General features: G+C 73.2%; 12 protein-coding genes. 4 read left to right on the top strand and 8 right to left on the bottom strand.

What is annotated here, in order from left to right; translation table 11 throughout:
• The first annotated feature begins 6 nt into the window (after positions 1 to 6).
• The gene (locus tag ACIQOW_RS00605; protein WP_401078009.1) at positions 7 to 1,086 is read left to right on the top strand and encodes an NAD(P)/FAD-dependent oxidoreductase; all 1,080 of its coding nucleotides are present in this window, start codon (positions 7 to 9) and stop codon (positions 1,084 to 1,086) included.
• A gap of 105 nt (positions 1,087 to 1,191) precedes the next feature.
• On the opposite strand, the gene lepA is transcribed toward ACIQOW_RS00605, so the two are convergent.
• Positions 1,192 to 3,060: a translation elongation factor 4 gene (lepA, locus tag ACIQOW_RS00600; protein ID WP_401078006.1), complete on the bottom strand. Its 1,869-nt coding sequence runs from the start codon at positions 3,058 to 3,060 to the stop codon at positions 1,192 to 1,194.
• 297 nt (positions 3,061 to 3,357) lie between these two features.
• On the opposite strand from lepA, the gene rpsT reads away from it, so the two are divergent.
• Complete coding sequence (rpsT, locus tag ACIQOW_RS00595) at positions 3,358 to 3,627, top strand: 30S ribosomal protein S20 (RefSeq protein WP_188298251.1); 270 nt, start codon at positions 3,358 to 3,360, stop codon at positions 3,625 to 3,627.
• Between the two features lie 421 nt (positions 3,628 to 4,048).
• Entirely contained in the window at positions 4,049 to 4,741 is a 693-nt protein-coding gene (locus ACIQOW_RS00590; protein ID WP_401078001.1) for a hypothetical protein, read from the top strand.
• Between the two features lie 28 nt (positions 4,742 to 4,769).
• Here the strand turns inward: ACIQOW_RS00590 and holA are convergent, their stop codons facing one another.
• A complete protein-coding gene (gene holA, locus ACIQOW_RS00585; RefSeq protein WP_188298249.1) occupies positions 4,770 to 5,768 on the bottom strand; it encodes a DNA polymerase III subunit delta in 999 nt (332 codons plus the stop codon).
• Between the two features lie 131 nt (positions 5,769 to 5,899).
• On the opposite strand from holA, the gene ACIQOW_RS00580 reads away from it, so the two are divergent.
• Positions 5,900 to 6,136, top strand: a complete 237-nt coding sequence (locus ACIQOW_RS00580; RefSeq protein ID WP_401079747.1) for a hypothetical protein — start codon at positions 5,900 to 5,902, stop codon at positions 6,134 to 6,136.
• Between the two features lie 92 nt (positions 6,137 to 6,228).
• On the opposite strand, the gene ACIQOW_RS00575 is transcribed toward ACIQOW_RS00580, so the two are convergent.
• The 6 genes from ACIQOW_RS00575 to leuS all read right to left on the bottom strand — a co-directional run bounded on the left by ACIQOW_RS00575 (position 6,229) and on the right by leuS (position 16,609).
• Positions 6,229 to 7,554 (bottom strand): tetratricopeptide repeat protein, encoded by a 1,326-nt coding sequence (locus ACIQOW_RS00575; RefSeq protein WP_401077998.1) that lies wholly within the window; start codon positions 7,552 to 7,554, stop codon positions 6,229 to 6,231.
• Between the two features lie 313 nt (positions 7,555 to 7,867).
• Entirely contained in the window at positions 7,868 to 10,504 is a 2,637-nt protein-coding gene (locus ACIQOW_RS00570; RefSeq protein ID WP_401077995.1) for a ComEC/Rec2 family competence protein, read from the bottom strand.
• A 57-nt stretch (positions 10,505 to 10,561) separates the two neighbouring features.
• A complete protein-coding gene (locus ACIQOW_RS00565) occupies positions 10,562 to 11,578 on the bottom strand; it encodes a helix-hairpin-helix domain-containing protein (RefSeq protein WP_401077993.1) in 1,017 nt (338 codons plus the stop codon).
• 154 nt (positions 11,579 to 11,732) lie between these two features.
• On the bottom strand, positions 11,733 to 12,578 hold the full coding sequence (locus tag ACIQOW_RS00560) for a DegV family protein (RefSeq protein WP_401077990.1): 846 nt from the start codon (positions 12,576 to 12,578) through the stop codon (positions 11,733 to 11,735).
• Positions 12,579 to 12,693: 115 nt separating this feature from the next.
• Complete coding sequence (locus ACIQOW_RS00555; protein WP_401077987.1) at positions 12,694 to 13,443, bottom strand: hypothetical protein; 750 nt, start codon at positions 13,441 to 13,443, stop codon at positions 12,694 to 12,696.
• Between the two features lie 277 nt (positions 13,444 to 13,720).
• Positions 13,721 to 16,609 carry a leucine--tRNA ligase gene (gene leuS / locus ACIQOW_RS00550; RefSeq protein WP_401077985.1) on the bottom strand — a complete coding sequence of 963 codons (2,889 nt, stop codon included), beginning with the start codon at positions 16,607 to 16,609 and terminating at the stop codon, positions 13,721 to 13,723.
• Positions 16,610 to 16,796 lie beyond the last annotated feature (187 nt).

Raw genomic sequence — 16,796 nt, 5'->3', positions numbered from 1 at the left:
GACGAGATGAGCAGCACCACCACCGGGCAGCGGATCGTCGTACTGGGTGCCGGTTACGCCGGGCTCACCGCGGCCAAGGGCGCCGCACGGCGGCACGCCGTCACCCTGGTCGCCCCCGAGGACCGGCTCCTGCACCGCGTCCGCCGGCACGAGACCGCCGCCGGCCGCGGCCGCGACTGGCCCGCCGTCAGCGAACTCACCCACGGCCTCCCCGTCACCCACCGGCGGGCCAGGGCCGTCGGGCTCGACCCGGCCGCCCACCGGGTCCACCTGGACGACGGCACCGGCCTGGAGTACGACACCCTGGTCTACGCCCTCGGCAGCCGCACCGCCTGGCACGGCGTCCCCGGCGCCGAACGGCACGCCTACTCGGCGGAGCGCGCCACCGAACTGCGCCGCCGGATCGACACCGCCGAACGGCCCGGCACCCTGGCCGTGGTCGGCGGCGGCGCCACCGGCATCGAACTGGCCACCGAACTCGCCGAGGCCCACCCCCGCTGGAAGGTGCGGATCGTCGCGTCCGGCCAGGTCGGCGGCGTCTACTCGGCCAGGGGCCGGGCCCACGTCCGACGCGTCCTCGCCCGGCTCGGCGTGGCCGTCCACGAGAACACCACCGTCACCGAGGTCACCCCCGACGGGCTGCGCACCACCGCCGGCCCGCTCGGGGCCGACGTCACCGTCTGGGCCGCCTCCCTGGAGGTGCACCCGCTGGCCGCCGAGGCCGGACTCGCCGTGGACGAGCACGGCCGGGCCCTGGTGGACGACCGTCTGCGGTCGGTCTCCCACCCGGACGTCCACGTGATCGGCGACGCCGCCGCCGTCACCGTCCCCGGCGTCGGCACCCTGCGGATGGGCTGCGCCACCGCGCTGCCGCAGGGCCGGTACCTCGGCAGACTGCTGGCCGGCCGCACCAGCGAGCCGTTCGCCTTCCGGTACGTGGTGCAGTGCGTGAGCCTCGGCAGGCGGGACGGGCTGCTCCAGGTGGTCGGCGCGGACGACTCGATGCGGCCCACCGTGTTCACCGGCACCGCGGGGCGGCTGGCGAAGGCCGCGATCGTCACCGCGGTCCTCCACAGCCTGAAGTAGGGCTCCGAAGGACCTCAACGCTCTGGAGGGCCTCAGCGCGCCGGAAACGCCGGAAGGGCCCGGGCTGGTGCCCGGGCCCTTCCGGCGTTCGTCGCCGCCCTGCCGCTACTTCTTCTCCTTCGGCGCCTCGGCGTCGGTGGAGAGCGCGGCGATGAAGGCCTCCTGCGGGACCTCCACGCGGCCGACCATCTTCATCCGCTTCTTGCCTTCCTTCTGCTTCTCCAGCAGCTTCCGCTTACGGGAGATGTCACCGCCGTAGCACTTGGCGAGGACGTCCTTGCGGATCGCGCGGACCGTCTCGCGGGCGATCACCCGGGAGCCGATGGCCGCCTGGATCGGCACCTCGAACTGCTGGCGCGGGATGAGCTTCTGGAGCTTGCCCGCCATCATCACGCCGTAGCCGTAGGCCTTGTCCTTGTGGACGATCGCGGAGAAGGCGTCCACCGCGTCGCCGTGCAGCAGGATGTCGACCTTGACCAGCTGGGCGGACTGCTCGCCGATCGGCTCGTAGTCGAAGGAGCCGTAGCCGCGGGTCTTGGACTTCAGCTGGTCGAAGAAGTCGAAGACGATCTCGGCGAGCGGCAGGGTGTAGCGCAGCTCGACCCGGTCCTCGGAGAGGTAGTCCATGCCCTGGAGGTTGCCGCGGCGGGCCTGGCAGAGCTCCATGATCGCGCCGACGAACTCGTTGGGCGCGAGGATGGTGCCGCGCACGATCGGCTCGTACACCTCGGCGAGCTTGCCGGTCGGGAACTCGCTCGGGTTGGTGACGGTGTGCTCGGTGCCGTCCTCCATCACCACGCGGTAGACCACGTTCGGGGCGGTGGAGATCAGGTCGAGGTTGAACTCGCGCTCCAGGCGCTCCCGGATGATCTCCAGGTGCAGCAGGCCGAGGAAGCCGCAGCGGTAGCCGAAGCCGAGCGCGACCGAGGTCTCCGGCTCGTACACCAGCGCGGCGTCGTTGAGCCGCAGCTTGTCCAGGGCGTCGCGCAGCAGCGGGTAGTCCGAGCCGTCCAGCGGGTACAGGCCGGAGAACACCATCGGACGCGGGTCCTTGTAGCCGCCCAGCGGCTCGGTCGCACCCTTGTGCATCGAGGTGATGGTGTCACCGACCTTGGACTGCCGGACGTCCTTCACACCGGTGATGATGTAGCCCACCTCGCCGACGCCGAGGCCGTCGGCGACCTTCGGCTCGGGCGAGATGACGCCGATCTCCAGCAGCTCGTGGGTCGCGCCGGTGGACATCATGGCGATCCGCTCACGCTTGGTGAGCTGGCCGTCGACCACCCGGACGTAGGTCACCACGCCGCGGTAGGAGTCGTAGACCGAGTCGAAGATCATCGCGCGGGCCGGGGCGTCCTTGACGCCGACCGGGGCCGGGACGGTGTGGACGATGTGGTCCAGCAGGTCCTCGACGCCCAGACCGGTCTTGGCGCTGACCTGCAGCACGTCCGAGGGGTCGCAGCCGATGATGTGGGCGATCTCGGCCGCGTACTTCTCCGGCTGGGCGGCCGGGAGGTCGATCTTGTTGAGGACCGGGACGATCGTGAGGTCGTTCTCCAGCGCCAGGTAGAGGTTGGCGAGGGTCTGCGCCTCGATGCCCTGGGCCGCGTCGACCACCAGGATGGTGCCCTCGCACGCGGCGAGGGAGCGGGACACCTCGTACGTGAAGTCCACGTGGCCGGGGGTGTCGATCATGTTGAGGATGTGCGTGGCCCCGGCGTTCGGCCCCGTCTTCGGCGCCCACGGGAGGCGGACCGCCTGCGACTTGATGGTGATGCCGCGCTCGCGCTCGATGTCCATCCGGTCGAGGTACTGGGCACGCATCTGCCGGGGGTCGACGACGCCGGTGATCTGCAGCATCCGGTCTGCGAGCGTCGACTTGCCGTGGTCGATGTGGGCGATGATGCAGAAGTTGCGGATCAGCGCCGGGTCGGTACGGCTGGGCTCTGGCACATTGCTGGGGGTCGCGGGCACCTTGGTCCGATTCTCCGTTGGTCCGGGGCCGGGGGTGTCCGGGTCATCGCTGACCGGCTTCCCGGGGACCGGACGGTCTCGTCCGATCGAAATAGTTCCTCCCATCCTCCCACGAGCACGGGGCGGACTGCCGGTCGGGAGCCGGGAGCGGCCCGCGCGGGCGGCCGGTTTGGGGCGGGGAGCGGGCCCCTGGTAGCGTGGGATGCTGCACCTGGCCTCGGCATGCCCTCTCAGCAGGACCGAAGGCCGCCGGGTGTGACCCCGTTCGGATTTCTTTACACAGACTGAGGCTCTTTCGTGGCGAACATCAAGTCCCAGATCAAGCGCAACAAGACCAACGAGAAGGCGCGCCTGCGCAACAAGGCCGTCAAGTCCTCGCTGAAGACCGCTCTGCGCAAGGCCCGTGAGGCCGCTGCCGCCGGTGAGACCGAGAAGGCCACCGTGCTGGCCCGCGCCGCCTCCAAGGCACTGGACAAGGCCGTGAGCAAGGGCGTCATCCACGCCAACCAGGCCGCCAACAAGAAGTCGGCCATCACCAAGCGCGTCAACACGGCCGTCCAGGCCTGACGCCCCCGGGGGCTCCGGCCCCCACCGCTTCGGGACGACCCGGCCCTCTACCCGGACCCCCGAGGCGCGCAAGACTCGCACCGCACGCGGCCTGCGTTCGCCACGCGGGTGCGGTGCAACGAAGCAGTGCGACAGGCGTCGCAGTCGGTCTCCTTCCCGAGGCCACTGCGGCGCCTGTCGCGTTCCGCGGTCCGGCCGCTAGGGTCGGTCAGGTCCGATCGAGGTGCGGGGAGCACCCCGGCGCCAGGTCCAGGGGGGAACCTTCATGACGACGCCACCGCCACCACCTGCTCCGAACGGGCCCGGGTACGGGTTCCCGCAGCAGCAGCCGGGCGCAGGGGCGCAGCCCGTACCGGGGGCTCCCGGCCCGATGGGTCCGGCCGGCTTCGGACCGCCTCCCGGACTGCCCGCGGCACCGGGCATGGCCCCGGCACCCGGCCTGCCGACCGCTCCCGGGGCGGCGCCGCGCTCCGGCGGCAGCGGGAACCTGCGGCGCAACGCCGTCTGGGCGTTCGTCGGCGCCGTGATCGTCTCGGTCGGCTGGACCGCCGCCGTCCTGGTCGTCCCCGGCATGGTCGGCGGCGACTCCGCGCCGCGCGGCCTGCACGGCTACCACCTCTCGGACGACTTCTGCACCACGGGGAAGCCCGCCAAGCTCCTCCAGACGTACTCCGTCTCGGACAGCTCCGCGCCGACCCACCACACCGACCGGCACCCGGCGCTGGACAGCATGAACTGCTCGATGTCGCTCAAGCGCACCGGCGGCAACAGCGACAGCGAGTACGCCAACGTCTACCTGCGCGCCGACCTGCACAAGGCGGTCAACCCGGCGCCCGAGCTGGCGGCCAACAAGGAGCTGTACCGGGCGCGCGGCTACCAGGTCACCGAGATCACGGGAGTCGGCGAGGAGGCGTACTTCCTGTACAAGGACGACGGCTCGGGCACGTACCACAGCGTCTACGCCGAGCTGAACATCCTCGACGGCGGGATGACCTACTACATCAACTACTCGGCCAGCTACTCCGACGGGAAGGGCAAGCCGCCGTCCAAGGACGAGCTGCGCAGCACCCTCCAGTCCGACGGGCAGGACGCCGTGCGGGCCATGAAGAAGTAGGCCCGGCGCCGCCGGGGCCCGGCCGCCGTCAGTAGGCGGGCCGGGAGCCGGCCCTGGCGGCCCTGGCGACGGCGACCACCGCGCGCTCCAGGGCGAAGGCCGGGTCGTCCGAGCCGCCCTTGACGGCGGCGTCGGCCTGGGCGATCGCGGTCAGCGCGGTGGCCACCGCGTCGCCCGTCCAGCCGCGCATCTGCTGGCGGACCCGGTCGACCTTCCACGGCGGCATGCCCAGCTCGCGGGCCAGGTCGGCCGGGCGCATGTTCCGCCCGGTGGTCGCCAGCCGGCCGATGCTGCGCACGCCGGAGGCCAGCGCGTAGGTGATGCCGGTCGGCGGCTGGCCGACGGCCAGCGCCCAGCGCAGCCGCTCCAGGGCCTCCGCGGCCCGGCCGGTGACCGCCAGGTCGGCCACCTCGAAGCCGGTCGCCTCGGCCCGGCCGCTGTAGTAGCGGGCCACCACGGTGTCGTCGATCGCGCCCTCGACGTCCGAGGTCAGCTGGTGGCAGGCGGCCGCCAGCTCGCGCAGGTCGCTGCCGAGCGCGTCCAGCAGGGCCTGGCAGGCCTCCTGGGTCGCCGAGCGGCCCAGGGTTCGGAACTCGCCCTTGACGAAGGCCAGCCGCTCGCTCGCCTTGGTCATCTTGGCGCAGGCCACCTCGCGCCCGCCGGCCTTGCGCCCGGCGTCCAGCAGGCCCTTGCCCTTGGCTCCGCCGGCGTGCGCCAGCACGATGATCACTTCTTCGGCCGGTGCCTCGATGTACGCCTTGACCTCCTTCACCGAGTCGGCGGAGAGGTCCTGCGCGGCCCGGACCACGATCACCTTGCGCTCGGCGAACAGCGACGGCGTGGTCAGCTCGGCCAGGCTGCCGGGCTGCAGGCCGCCGGGCGGCAGGTCCCGTACGTCGGTGTCCGGGTCCGCCGCCTTCGCCGCCGCCACCACCTGGGCGACCGCGCGGTCCAGCAGCAGCTCCTCCTGGCCGACCGCGAGGGTCAGCGGGGCGAGCAGGTCGTCGGGTGCACTCTTCCTGGCCATCGCGTACCAGCATCCCACGGGCCGCGGACACTCCCGCCCGACGGAGCGGGTGGCCCGGCCTGGACAATGGCCGGGTGACCGAGAACCACACCACCGGCCTTCCGGACGTCGCCGACCCGTACGCCCGGCAGCTGCTCGTCCTGCCCGACCGCGACGCCGCCGAGGAGGCCGTCGAGGAACTCGGCGCCGCCCAGCCGGACCTCGGCGAACTCGAAGTCGTCCGCGACGCGCTCGCGGGCGAGGACGACGCCGAGGACGCCCAGTGGCTGGTGGTGGCCGAGGCCCCGGAGAGCGGCTGGACCTCCGCCCTGCTGCACGCCCTCGACACCCTCGCCGCCGGCCACGAGGGCTGGCGCGAGGAGGCCTGAGGGCCTGCGGGAGGAAGCCTGAGGGCCTGAGGGGCTGCGGGCGGCCGCACCCGGCGCCCCTGGGCCGGCTGCATCCCGCCGGCGGCGAGCCCCTAGCCCGAGCGCCCCGAGAGGAAGCAGGCGGCTCGCTCGTCCAGTTCCGCGGCGCCGTGAATGGTTCCAACCCGCGCGAGGCGGGCACGCATGTCCGTCACGGCGTCGTCCACCTTCACGGATCGGACGCCTTCGGCCAGCGCGAGGAAGTCACTCCACGTTGACAGGGCAGCCTCGTAGTTCTCCTGGCGGACCTGCACCGTTCCGAGGTCGGCCAGGACGATCGCGTGGCTGCGGCGCCGGTCGAGGCCGTGAACGTCAAGGGCCATCTGAAGGTGGTCCCGGGCGGCTCCGAAGTCGCCGAGCCGGGCAAGGATCATGCCCGAGTGATGGGCCCAGCGGCCGATACTGAAGTGACTCGCCCACGAGTCGCCCGGCACCGGGGAGGACCGCTCGATGTGCCGCTGGGATGCGGTGAGGAAGCGGGTAGCCGTAGTCCGATCACCGTCCTGGGCTGCGGCATCGGCGAGGGTGGTCTCGTAGTAGGCGAGCGCTTTCGGGTCGTCCAGACGTTTCGCCTGGTCGACGCACTCCTCGGCGATCCGCACGGCGGCCACCCGGTAGCCGAGGTCGACGGCCTGCACGGCGAGGCCGCGAAGTGCGGTGGCGGCGAGTTCCGCGTCACCGGCCTCGGCGGCAAGCCGGTACGAGTGCGCGTAGTACTTCTGGGCGACACCGTGGTTGCCTTCGTCCTGGGCCATCCATCCGATGAGGTGCGTCAACTGAGCTGCCCCGGCGAAGAGTTCACGCCCGGTGAACTCCGACCACACCCCGTCCAGCCACGGGGCGACACTCTCCGCGAGGTAGTGGACGGCGAGGTGCCGGGCATGACCACCACCCAGTTCCGACGCCGCATCACTGAGCGACTTGACCATCTGGCGAACAGCAAGGACTTCACCCCGGCCAACCCGCACTGGCGCACCGGAGTTGGCCGCCACCCTGCGGGTGATGCCGTCCAGATCAGGCAGACCGAGGGCCGCGAGCGCATAGCCGCTGGAGGCGGCCATGAATTCCCGGCGAAGCACTTCGCTCCTTCCCAGCGCGAGGACTGAGCTCACGGTATCGCCCGCACCGCCCTCGGGCACATCAACTTGCGACACAGGCGCACCATCGGATGAGCCGAACTCGAGAACCTCGCAGAGGTGCGGCCACCAGTACTTCGGCGCCCGCCCCTGCTTCTCCCACCGATAGACCTGCCCACGCCCCGGCCCCTTCTCCCCCCTGCCCTCGACCTTTCCCAGCTCGACGGCAAGACGTTCCTGAGACCAGCCCCTTGCGGTCCGCGCCCTTTTGATCATCTCGCCGGTGGAGGCATCTCCCAACACGGCGCCCCTTCCTTGGACTACGAAGTGGCTCACATCTGGCAGGACGTGAGGTCTTGCGTGGCGTGCTCCGGGCTCGCCCGGAGCACGCCGGGACCGCTTTGCCGAGCCCTCGCGACGTCCTGCGGCAGCTCGATGCGGGCCGCCCCTTGGTCCGTCAAGCCTGGCTTTTCTTCGGCGCGCTCCGGGATGCCCGGAGCGCGCCGAAACCTTTCTGCTGGCTCCGCTCCCGCGCCTCTCCGCTCCTCCCACCACCCCCTACCCCTTTCCATGCCCCACCTGGTTGGTGGGAGGAGGAGAGAGCGCGCGCGGAGGGCTACGTGGGTGGGGCCCGGGGGGAGGCGGAGTCCTGCTCGGGGTGGGCGGGGGCCGCGGGGCCGGTCCCGCCGTGACGGCGCGGGTGCCGGGCCGCGTGGGCGGGCTGCGGGTGGACTGCCACGCCGAGGGTGGCCGGGGAGTCGCCCGTCACCGCGATGTCCCCCTCCCTGTCCGTACGCAGCACGGTGGCGCCGAGGGCGCGCAGGTGGTCGACCGTCTTCGGGGACGGGTGACCGTACGGATTGCCCTCTCCGCAGGAGATCAGGGCCAGCCTGGGCCTCAGGGCACCGGCGAGGTCCCAGTCCTGGTGGGCCGACCCGTGGTGCGCCACCTTCACGACGTCCACCCTCCCGACCCGGCCCAACAGGGCCGACTGCGCCTGCGGTTCGAGATCTCCGAGCAGTGCCATCCGTAGTCCTCCTGTCAGTGACACCGTCAATGCGACGCTCGCGTTGTTCGGGCCCGGCGCCTCGAGAGCCGAACCGGGAACGGGCCACACCACCTCCCAGGCCGACCCCGCACCCACCGACCGCCGTTCACCCCGACCGGCTCTCAGCAACGGGACGCCGGCGCCTGCGGTCCACGCCCTCACCCGGGCCGCCTCACCCGGTGGGTCGTCGAGCGTGGTGCCCTCGATCGCACCGATCCGGCGGCCCCGCAACACCCCCGGCACACCTTCGACATGGTCGGCGTGGAAGTGCGTCAGGAGCAGGAGGGGGACCGTCGTGATGCCGAGGTCGCGCAGGCACCTGTCCGCGGCGTTCGGATCCGGCCCGGTGTCGATCACCACCGCGCTGCCCGGCGCCCCCGTCGCGAGGGCCAGCATGTCGCCCTGCCCGACGTCGCACGCCACCAGTCGCCACCCCGGCGGTGGCCAGCCGGTGACGATCCTGGTGAGTTGCGGCGGCCGCAGCAGGACGGCCAGCAGGATCACCGTCAGCACGCCGGCCACCAGGGCCCGCGCCCAGCGCCGCCGTGTGGGCGCCGGCCTGCCCGGCTCCGCCCGTCGGGGCAGCAGGAGCGGCGCCGCCCAGCAGGCGCCCAGGACGGCCAGTGCGACCGTCGCCGTCCCGAACCATCCGCCTGGCCAGGACAGTTGGCCGCCCGGCAGCTCTGCACCGCGTCTGGCCACCAGGGCGAGCCAGCCGGCCGGCACTCCGGCCGGTTCGGCGAGCAGCCGGGCCAGTGCCGGGAGGAGCGGGTGCAGCACGAGTACCCCGAAACCGAGCAGCGTCGCCGGGGCCACCGCCAGCTCGGCCAGCAGGTTGCACGGGATGCCGACCAGGCTGATGTGCCCGGACAGCACCACCGTCACCGGCGCGCACAGCGCCTGGGCTGCCGCCGTCGCCGCGAGCGCGCCCGCCAGGTGGTGGGGCCAGCGCCGGGCCCGCAGGGCCTCGGCCCAGTGCGGTCCGAGGACGAGCAGCCCGGCGGTGGCGAGCACCGAGAGCAGGAAGCCGAACGAGCGCGCCAGGAACGGGTCCAGCAGGACCAGCACCAGGACCGCTCCGGCGAGCGCGGACACCGCACGGCGGGGGCGGCCGGTGGCCAGGGCCAGCATGCCGACCAGTCCCGTCCCGGCCGCCCGCAGCACGCTGGGCTCCGGCCGGCAGACGGTGACGAAGGCCAGTGTCAGCGCGGTGCCGAGCAGGGCGCCGGTGCGCAGCGACAGCCCCAGGACCGCGGCCACCCCTCGCCGTTCCGGTGTGCCGGCCTGCCCGGGAGCGCCCAGCAGCGCACCGAGGACGATCGCCAGGTTGGCTCCGCTGACCGCCACCAGGTGGACCAGGTCGGTGGCCCGGAAGGCGTCGTCGAGGTCGTCGGGCAGGCGCGAGGTGTCGCCGACGACCAGCCCGGGGAGCAGTCCGCGCGCGTCCGCCGGAAGTCCGTCGGTGGCCGCACGCAGGCCTTCCCGCAACCGTCCGGCGATCCGCTGCGGCAGGCTCGGTGGCGCCAGCTGCCGGGGCGCCCCGTGGACGACCAGCAGCGCGGCGGACTCGGTGTCGTACCCCTCCCCCGCCGGTCGCACCTCGGCCTCCGCGGCCAGTCGCTGGGACGGGAGCAGCCGCTGCCAGGACTCGCTCTCCGCTCCTCGCGCCATGACGGTCACCGGGGTACGGGTGCGGGCGGTCCGCCCGTCCGGGAGCAGGGTGACGCGGTCGGCCACCGCGTCCACGGTGAGGAGCGGCCGGCCGCCGACGGGCCCGCCCCGGGAGGTGTGGGTCTTCGGATCCCCCGCGACGGTCAGCTCCACCGCCACCACCGGGGCGGTCGTGCCCGGCGCCCGCGGCACCGCGGAACCGGCCGCGCGGGCGAGTTCCGCCAGCGGCCCCCGGTGGAGGTCGGCGGTGTGCAGCGGGGTCGCGACCGCGGCCGCCGCGCCGGTGAGCAGGACGGCGGCCAGCGTCGCCGCGGACCCGCGCCGGCGCAGGACGCCCGGCCTGGTGAGCAGCAGGACGCCGGCGAGGGCGGTGACGCCTGCCGCGGCGAGGACGAGTGCCGAGTACGCCGGTTCCATCCGCAGGAGCGCCGCCGTGACCGCCCAGGCCGAGACGGCGGGCAGCAGCAGCCGGAAGTCGGTACCCGGAGAGCGCGGCGCAGCGGCCGGGTCGGCCGGTGTGGTGGCGACGGGCATGGCGGTGCCTCCCTTCGGGGGCCAGGGCAGTGAGTGGGGACAGCGGCGGTGCGGGAGTCAGAGGGTGAGCAGCGGCCGGAGTTCCGCGTACGTACGGGCGCCGATGCCGCTGACCTGCCGGAGCTGGTCGAGGGAGCGGAAGGAACCGTGCGAGGTGCGGTAGGCGAGGATGCGCTGGGCGAGGGTGGGGCCGACACCCGGGAGGGTGTCGAGCTGTTCGAGCGTGGCGCGGTTGAGGCTGACGGGTGGTCGGGGCGCGGCGGGGCCCGGAGGCCCGCTTCCGCTTCCGAGGGCCGGGGCGGGGGCGGGCGTCTGTTCGCCGACCAGGATCTGCTCACCGTCCGTCAGGACGCGGGCCAGGTTGAGGTTCCTGGTGTCCGTGTCCGGCAGCGGACCGCCCGCTGCCCGCAGGGCGTCGGCCACCCGGGAGCCTCCGGGCAGGGTGTGCAGGCCGGGGAGGCCGACCCGCCCCCCGATGTCCACCACGACGGCCGCCCCGGCACCGGAAGCGGCCCCGGCTTCGGCCCCGGTACCGGACCCGGTACCGGACCCGGGAGCGGCGGCGGCCGCGTCGACGGCGGGGACGGACGGCTCGGCCCCCGACGCTGCCGCGACCGCCGCCGGCGCGGGCACGGCGACCGTCTCCGGCCGGGCCAGCCAGAAGTGCTGCGCGGCGTAGCCGACCGCGAAGAGCAGCAGGATCGCCAGCCCTGCCACCGCGCGCCGGTCGAGCGACAGCGCCGAGGCGAACGAGGGGAACGGCGAGGCCGGGGAGAAGGAGGAGACCCGTGAGCGCACCGCCCCGGCCTCCGGCGGTTCCACGGCGTCGCCCGGACCAGGGAGCGCATCACCCGCATCCGGCGGCACCGGCACGGCACCACCGACGGGCGGCCCGGTCGCGGTCGCCGCCCGCTCCGTCGTCCGCTCCCGCGTCGGCGCCGGGGGCTCATCCGAAGGCGCACTCGAAGGCGCGCCCTCAGGCTCGTCCCGCACCGGCAACAGCGCGGCCATCCGCACGCGCAGCGTCTCGTTGATCGCGTGGCGCTTCGCCGCGCCCAGGCTCATGGTCGTCATGCCGAGGACGGTAGGAGTCCTCCGTCGGGTGCGCGGAGATTAACGAAACCCTGTGGAAAACCCGGGGGTTGTGGACAAAAAGCGTCACTCACAAGAGCGAGCGGAAGTGCAAGAGATTGACAGATCGAACGAATGAGCAATCGGCCACCGCGCCTCAGCGCGGCGCGACCACCACCGCGAGCAGCCCGGGCCCGACGTGCGCGCCGATCACCGCCCCCACCTCGCCGACGTACAGCTCCCGCAGTCCCGGCACCCGGGCCCGCAGCCGCTCCGCGAGCGGTTCGGCCCGGTCCTCGGCCGCCAGGTGGTGCACGGTGATGTCGACCTCCCGCTCCCCCGACCGCTCGACCGCGATCTCCTCCAGCCGGGCGATCGCCCGTGACGCCGTCCGCACCTTCTCCAGCGGCTCGATCCGCCCCCCGTCCAGGTGCAGCAGCGGCTTGACCGCCAGCGCCGAACCGAGCAGCGCCCGCGCCGCCCCGATCCGGCCGCCCCGGCGCAGGTGTTCCAGGGTGTCGACGTAGAAGAACCCGCTGGTCCCGGCCGCCCGCCGGCCGGCCGCCCCGGCCACCTCCGCCAGGTCCTGCCCCGCGGCGATCGCCTCGGCCGCCGCCAGCACCCCGTACCCGAGCGCCATCCCGACCAGCCGGCTGTCCACCACGCGCACCGGGACGGGCGCCTCGGCGGCCGCCAGCCGGGCGGCCTCGACGGTGCCGGACAGTTCGCCGGAGATGTGCACCGAGACGATCCCCGTGGCCCCGGCCTCGGCGGCCGCCCGGTAGGCGGCGGCGAAGGTCTCCGGGTTCGGCCGGGAGGTCGTCACCCGCTGCTTGCCGCGCAGCGCCTCGGCGACGTCCTTCGGGGAGATCTCGACACCCTCGCTCAGTACCGAGTCATCGACCGCGACGCTCAGCGGGACCACCGTGATCCCGTGCCGGTCGAGGGCCTCCTGCGGCAGATAGGCCGTGGAATCGGTGACAAGTGCGAGGTCGGAGGGCATGAGCCGGAGGTTACTCCCCGCCGGTCCGGGAGGACAGCGCCCGGGGCACCGGACACCGACCGGCCCCGGGAGGCGCCGGCGGCACCGCGGCCCACCGCACGGAATCCCGCGGGGCTCAGCCCGCGGAGGGCCCCGCCGACGGCTTGCGCAGCCGCTGCGCCAGCTTGGACAGCGGATCGGCCAGCCCGAGCAGTTCCTCCGCGCTCGGCCGCTCCTTCCCGTCGGTCAGCCCGGCCCGAGCAGCCCCTCCCGCGGTACCGGAGGCACCCGCCGCACCGGAGCTACCGGAAGCACCCGCCGCACCACCCCCCGCGACGTCCCAGTGCCGCAGCGCCCCGGCCTCGCTCTCGCACTCCTGGCTGAGCCGGGTCAGCTCGTCGTCCGCGAACCGGTGCATCCGGTCCTGCGCCGCCCACCGCATGCTCTCCGCCGAGTGGGTGATCCGCTCCGCCCGCTCACGCAGCTCCGGCAGCTTGGCGGCGATCCGCGCGGTGTCCGGCTCGCGCTCCAGTATCCGCAGCTCGCCGTCGAGTTCGGCGGCGTGCGCGTCGAGCCGGTCCAACAGGGCGAGCGACTCGCCGAGTTGGCCGTCCTGCGCGAGCCCGGCCTCCAGCACCTGCCGGGTGCCGTCGAGCGCGGTCCGCAGGCCCAGCCGGACGGAGGCGATCTGCGCGGGCGGGCCGACCTTGGTGTACGTCTTCGCCTTGAGGCCGACGTTCTCCACGGCGCGGCGGGCGGTGGCCTCGTGCTTCTCGATCTTCGCACCGACCGCCTTGGCGGCCTTGACCGTGCCGATCACGGCCAGGACCATCACCGCGACCCCGAAGAGCAGGACCAAGCCGATCATCACGCCGAACACGTCCATCGCGCGCCACCTTCCGCCGTCGTTCCGGCCCTCACCGGGCCCAACGCGGGCCGCATCGCCGAGGGTTCCACGGTAGCCGCCGCAGCCCGCCCGGGGGAGCCCGAACGATCCCGGCCGACGAAGATCAGGGTCAGATCCGGGATCTCCCCGAGCGCCCCCCGGCCGCCACCCCCGCAACCCCCACACCCTCCGTACACACCACACCCCCCGGCACCCCGCAGAACGCCGGACGAGCGCCCCGAAGGACGCCCGCCCGTCACTCCCGCGACAACCGCACTCAGCCGGTGACGATGTTCACCAGCTTCGGCGCCCGCGCGATCACCTTGCGCACCTCGGCCCCGCCGATCGCCGCGACGACCGCCGGCTCCGCCAGCGCCAGCGCCTCCAGCTCGGCGTCCGAGATGCCCGGCGCGACCTCCAGCCGCGCCTTGACCTTGCCCTTGATCTGGACCACGCAGGTCACCGACTCGTCCACCACGTACGCCGGGTCGGCGACCGGGTAGTCGGTGTGCGCCAGCGACTCGCCGTGGCCCAGCCGGCGCCACAGCTCCTCGGCGACGTGCGGGGCCAGCGGCGCGACCATCAGCACCAGCTGCTCGGCCACCGCGCGCGGCGTGGAACCGCGCTTGACCAGGTAGTTGTTCAGCTCGATGGCCTTGGCGACGGCCGTGTTGAAGCGCAGCCCGGCCATGTCGCCGCGGATGCCGTCGATCGTCTTGTGCAGGGCCCGCAGCGTCGCCTCGTCCGGCGCCTCCTCGGTGACGACCAGTTCGCCGGTGGTCTCCGAGACGACGTTGCGCCACAGCCGCTGCAGGAAGCGGTACGAGCCGACGACGGCGCGGGTGTCCCAGGGGCGGGAGACGTCCAGCGGGCCCATCGACATCTCGTACAGGCGCAGCGTGTCGGCGCCGTACTCGTCGGAGATGTCGTCGGGCGCGACGGCGTTCTTCAGGGACTTGCCCATCTTCCCGGCCTCGCGCTTGACCGGCTCGCCCTGCCAGGAGTACTGGCCGTCGCGCTCCTCGACCTCGGCGGCGGGCACCGGGAAGCCGCGCTCGTCGCGGTAGACGTCGGCGGTGATCATGCCCTGGTTGAACAGCTTGTGGAACGGCTCGACGGACGAGACGTGGCCCAGGTCGTGCAGCACCTTGTGCCAGAAGCGCGCGTACAGCAGGTGCAGCACGGCGTGCTCGGCGCCGCCGACGTACAGGTCGGCGCCGCCGGCCGGCTTGGTGGCCGTGGGGCCCAGCCAGTACTGCTCGTTGGCCGGGTCGACGACCGCGGCGGAGTTCGCCGGGTCGACGTAGCGCAGCTCGTACCAGCAGGAACCGGCCCAGTTGGGCATGGTGTTGGTCTCGCGGCGGTACTTCTTCGGGCCGTCGCCCAGGTCCAGTTCCACGTTGACCCAGGCCTCGTTGCGCGACAGCGGGGTCTCCGGCGAGGAGCTGGAGTCGTACGCGTCGAAGGTGCGCGGCGAGTAGTCGTCGACCTCGGGGACCTCGACCGGCAGCATCGAGTCGGGCAGCGCGTGCATGACGCCGTCCTCGTCGTAGACGATCGGGAAGGGCTCACCCCAGTACCGCTGGCGGCTGAACAGCCAGTCGCGCAGGCGGTAGTTGACGGTGCCCTCGCCGATGCCGCGCTCGCCCAGCCAGGCGGTGGCGGCGGCCTTGGCGTCGACGACGCTCAGCCCGTCCAGCGTCAGGTCGGCTTCCGCGCGGGCGGAGTTGACGATGACGGAGTCGTAGGTGTCGAACGCGTCGTCCCACTCGGCCGGGTCCGAGCCACGCCCGTCGGTCGGCTCGACGACGCAGCGCATCGGCAGGGCGAAGGCGCGGGCGAAGGCGAAGTCGCGGTGGTCGTGGGCGGGGACGGCCATGATGGCGCCGGTGCCGTAGCCCATCAGCACGTAGTCGGCGATGAACACCGGGACGGGCTCGCCGCTGACCGGGTTGACGGCGTAGGCGCCGGTGAAGACGCCGGTCTTGACCTTGGCCTCGACCTGCCGCTCGACGTCGGACTTGGCGGCGGCCGCGGCGCGGTAGGCGGCGACGGCCTCGGCGGGGGTGGCGGCGGCGCCGGTCCACTCGGCGGGCACGCCCTCGGGCCAGGCGGCGGGAACGATGGAGTCGACCAGGCCGTGCTCGGGGGCCAGCACCATGTAGGTGGCGCCGAACAGGGTGTCGGGCCGGGTGGTGAAGACGGTGATCTTCTCGTCACCGGGGGCCGCGAAGTCGACCCGGGCGCCCTCGGAGCGCCCGATCCAGTTGCGCTGTTGCAGCTTGATGGCCTCGGGCCAGTCCAGCAGGTCCAGGTCCTCGATCAGCCGGTCCGAGTACGCGGTGATGCGCATCATCCACTGGCGCAGGTTGGACTTGAACACCGGGAAGTTGCCGCGCTCGGAGCGGCCGTCCGCGGTGACCTCCTCGTTGGCCAGCACGGTGCCCAGGCCCGGGCACCAGTTGACCGGCACCTCCTTGGCGTACGCCAGGCGGTACTCGCCCAGCACCTCGTCGCGCTCGGCGGCGGACAGCGACGCCCACGGGCGGCCGTCCGGGGTCTGCCGCTCACCGGACTCGAACGCGGCGACCAGCTCGGCGATCGGACGGGCCCTGCGGGCGTCGCCGTCGTACCAGGAGTCGAAGATCTGCAGGAAGATCCACTGGGTCCAGCGGTAGTAGTCCGGGTCGATCGTGGAGATCGAGCGGCGCGGGTCGTGGCCCAGGCCCAGCCGGCGCAGCTGCCGGCGCATGTTGGCCATGTTGGCCTCGGTGGAGACCCGCGGGTGGGTGCCGGTCTGCACCGCGTACTGCTCGGCGGGCAGGCCGAAGGCGTCGTAGCCCAGCGTGTGCAGCACGTTGTGGCCGGTCATCCGCTGGTAGCGGGCGAAGACGTCGGTGGCGATGTAGCCCAGCGGGTGGCCGACGTGCAGGCCCGCGCCCGAGGGGTACGGGAACATGTCCATGATGAAGCTGTGCGGCTTCGCGGTGACGTCGCCGGCCGCCGGGTCGGCCAGCGCACCGGTGGGGTTGGGGGCGTGGAAGGTGCCCTCCTTCTCCCAGATGTCCTGCCAGCGGGACTCGATCTCGGCCGCCAGCGCGGCGCTGTACCGGAACGGCTCGGTCGCGGTCTCGGCCGCGCCGGACGCAGGGGTCGTCTCGCTCATGGTCCTTCAAGCTCCATCGGTGTCAGTTGGCGAACCGCGCAGGCGGCCGGCCCGTTGACCCGGCCCGGGTCGGGGTCGGGGGGCGGAAAACAAAAAATCCCCTCACAGGAGGGGACGCCACGCCGACTCCGGCACCGCCCGGGGGCGCAGCCGGTCCTGGTCAGCGCGGCCGGCTAAGGAGCAGGCG

This window comes from Kitasatospora sp. NPDC091335 (genome assembly GCF_044757205.1).
GTDB lineage: Bacteria > Actinomycetota > Actinomycetes > Streptomycetales > Streptomycetaceae > Kitasatospora.
The sequence above is the reverse complement of the archived record's forward strand: the minus strand, read 5'-3'. Positions and strand labels throughout refer to the sequence as shown.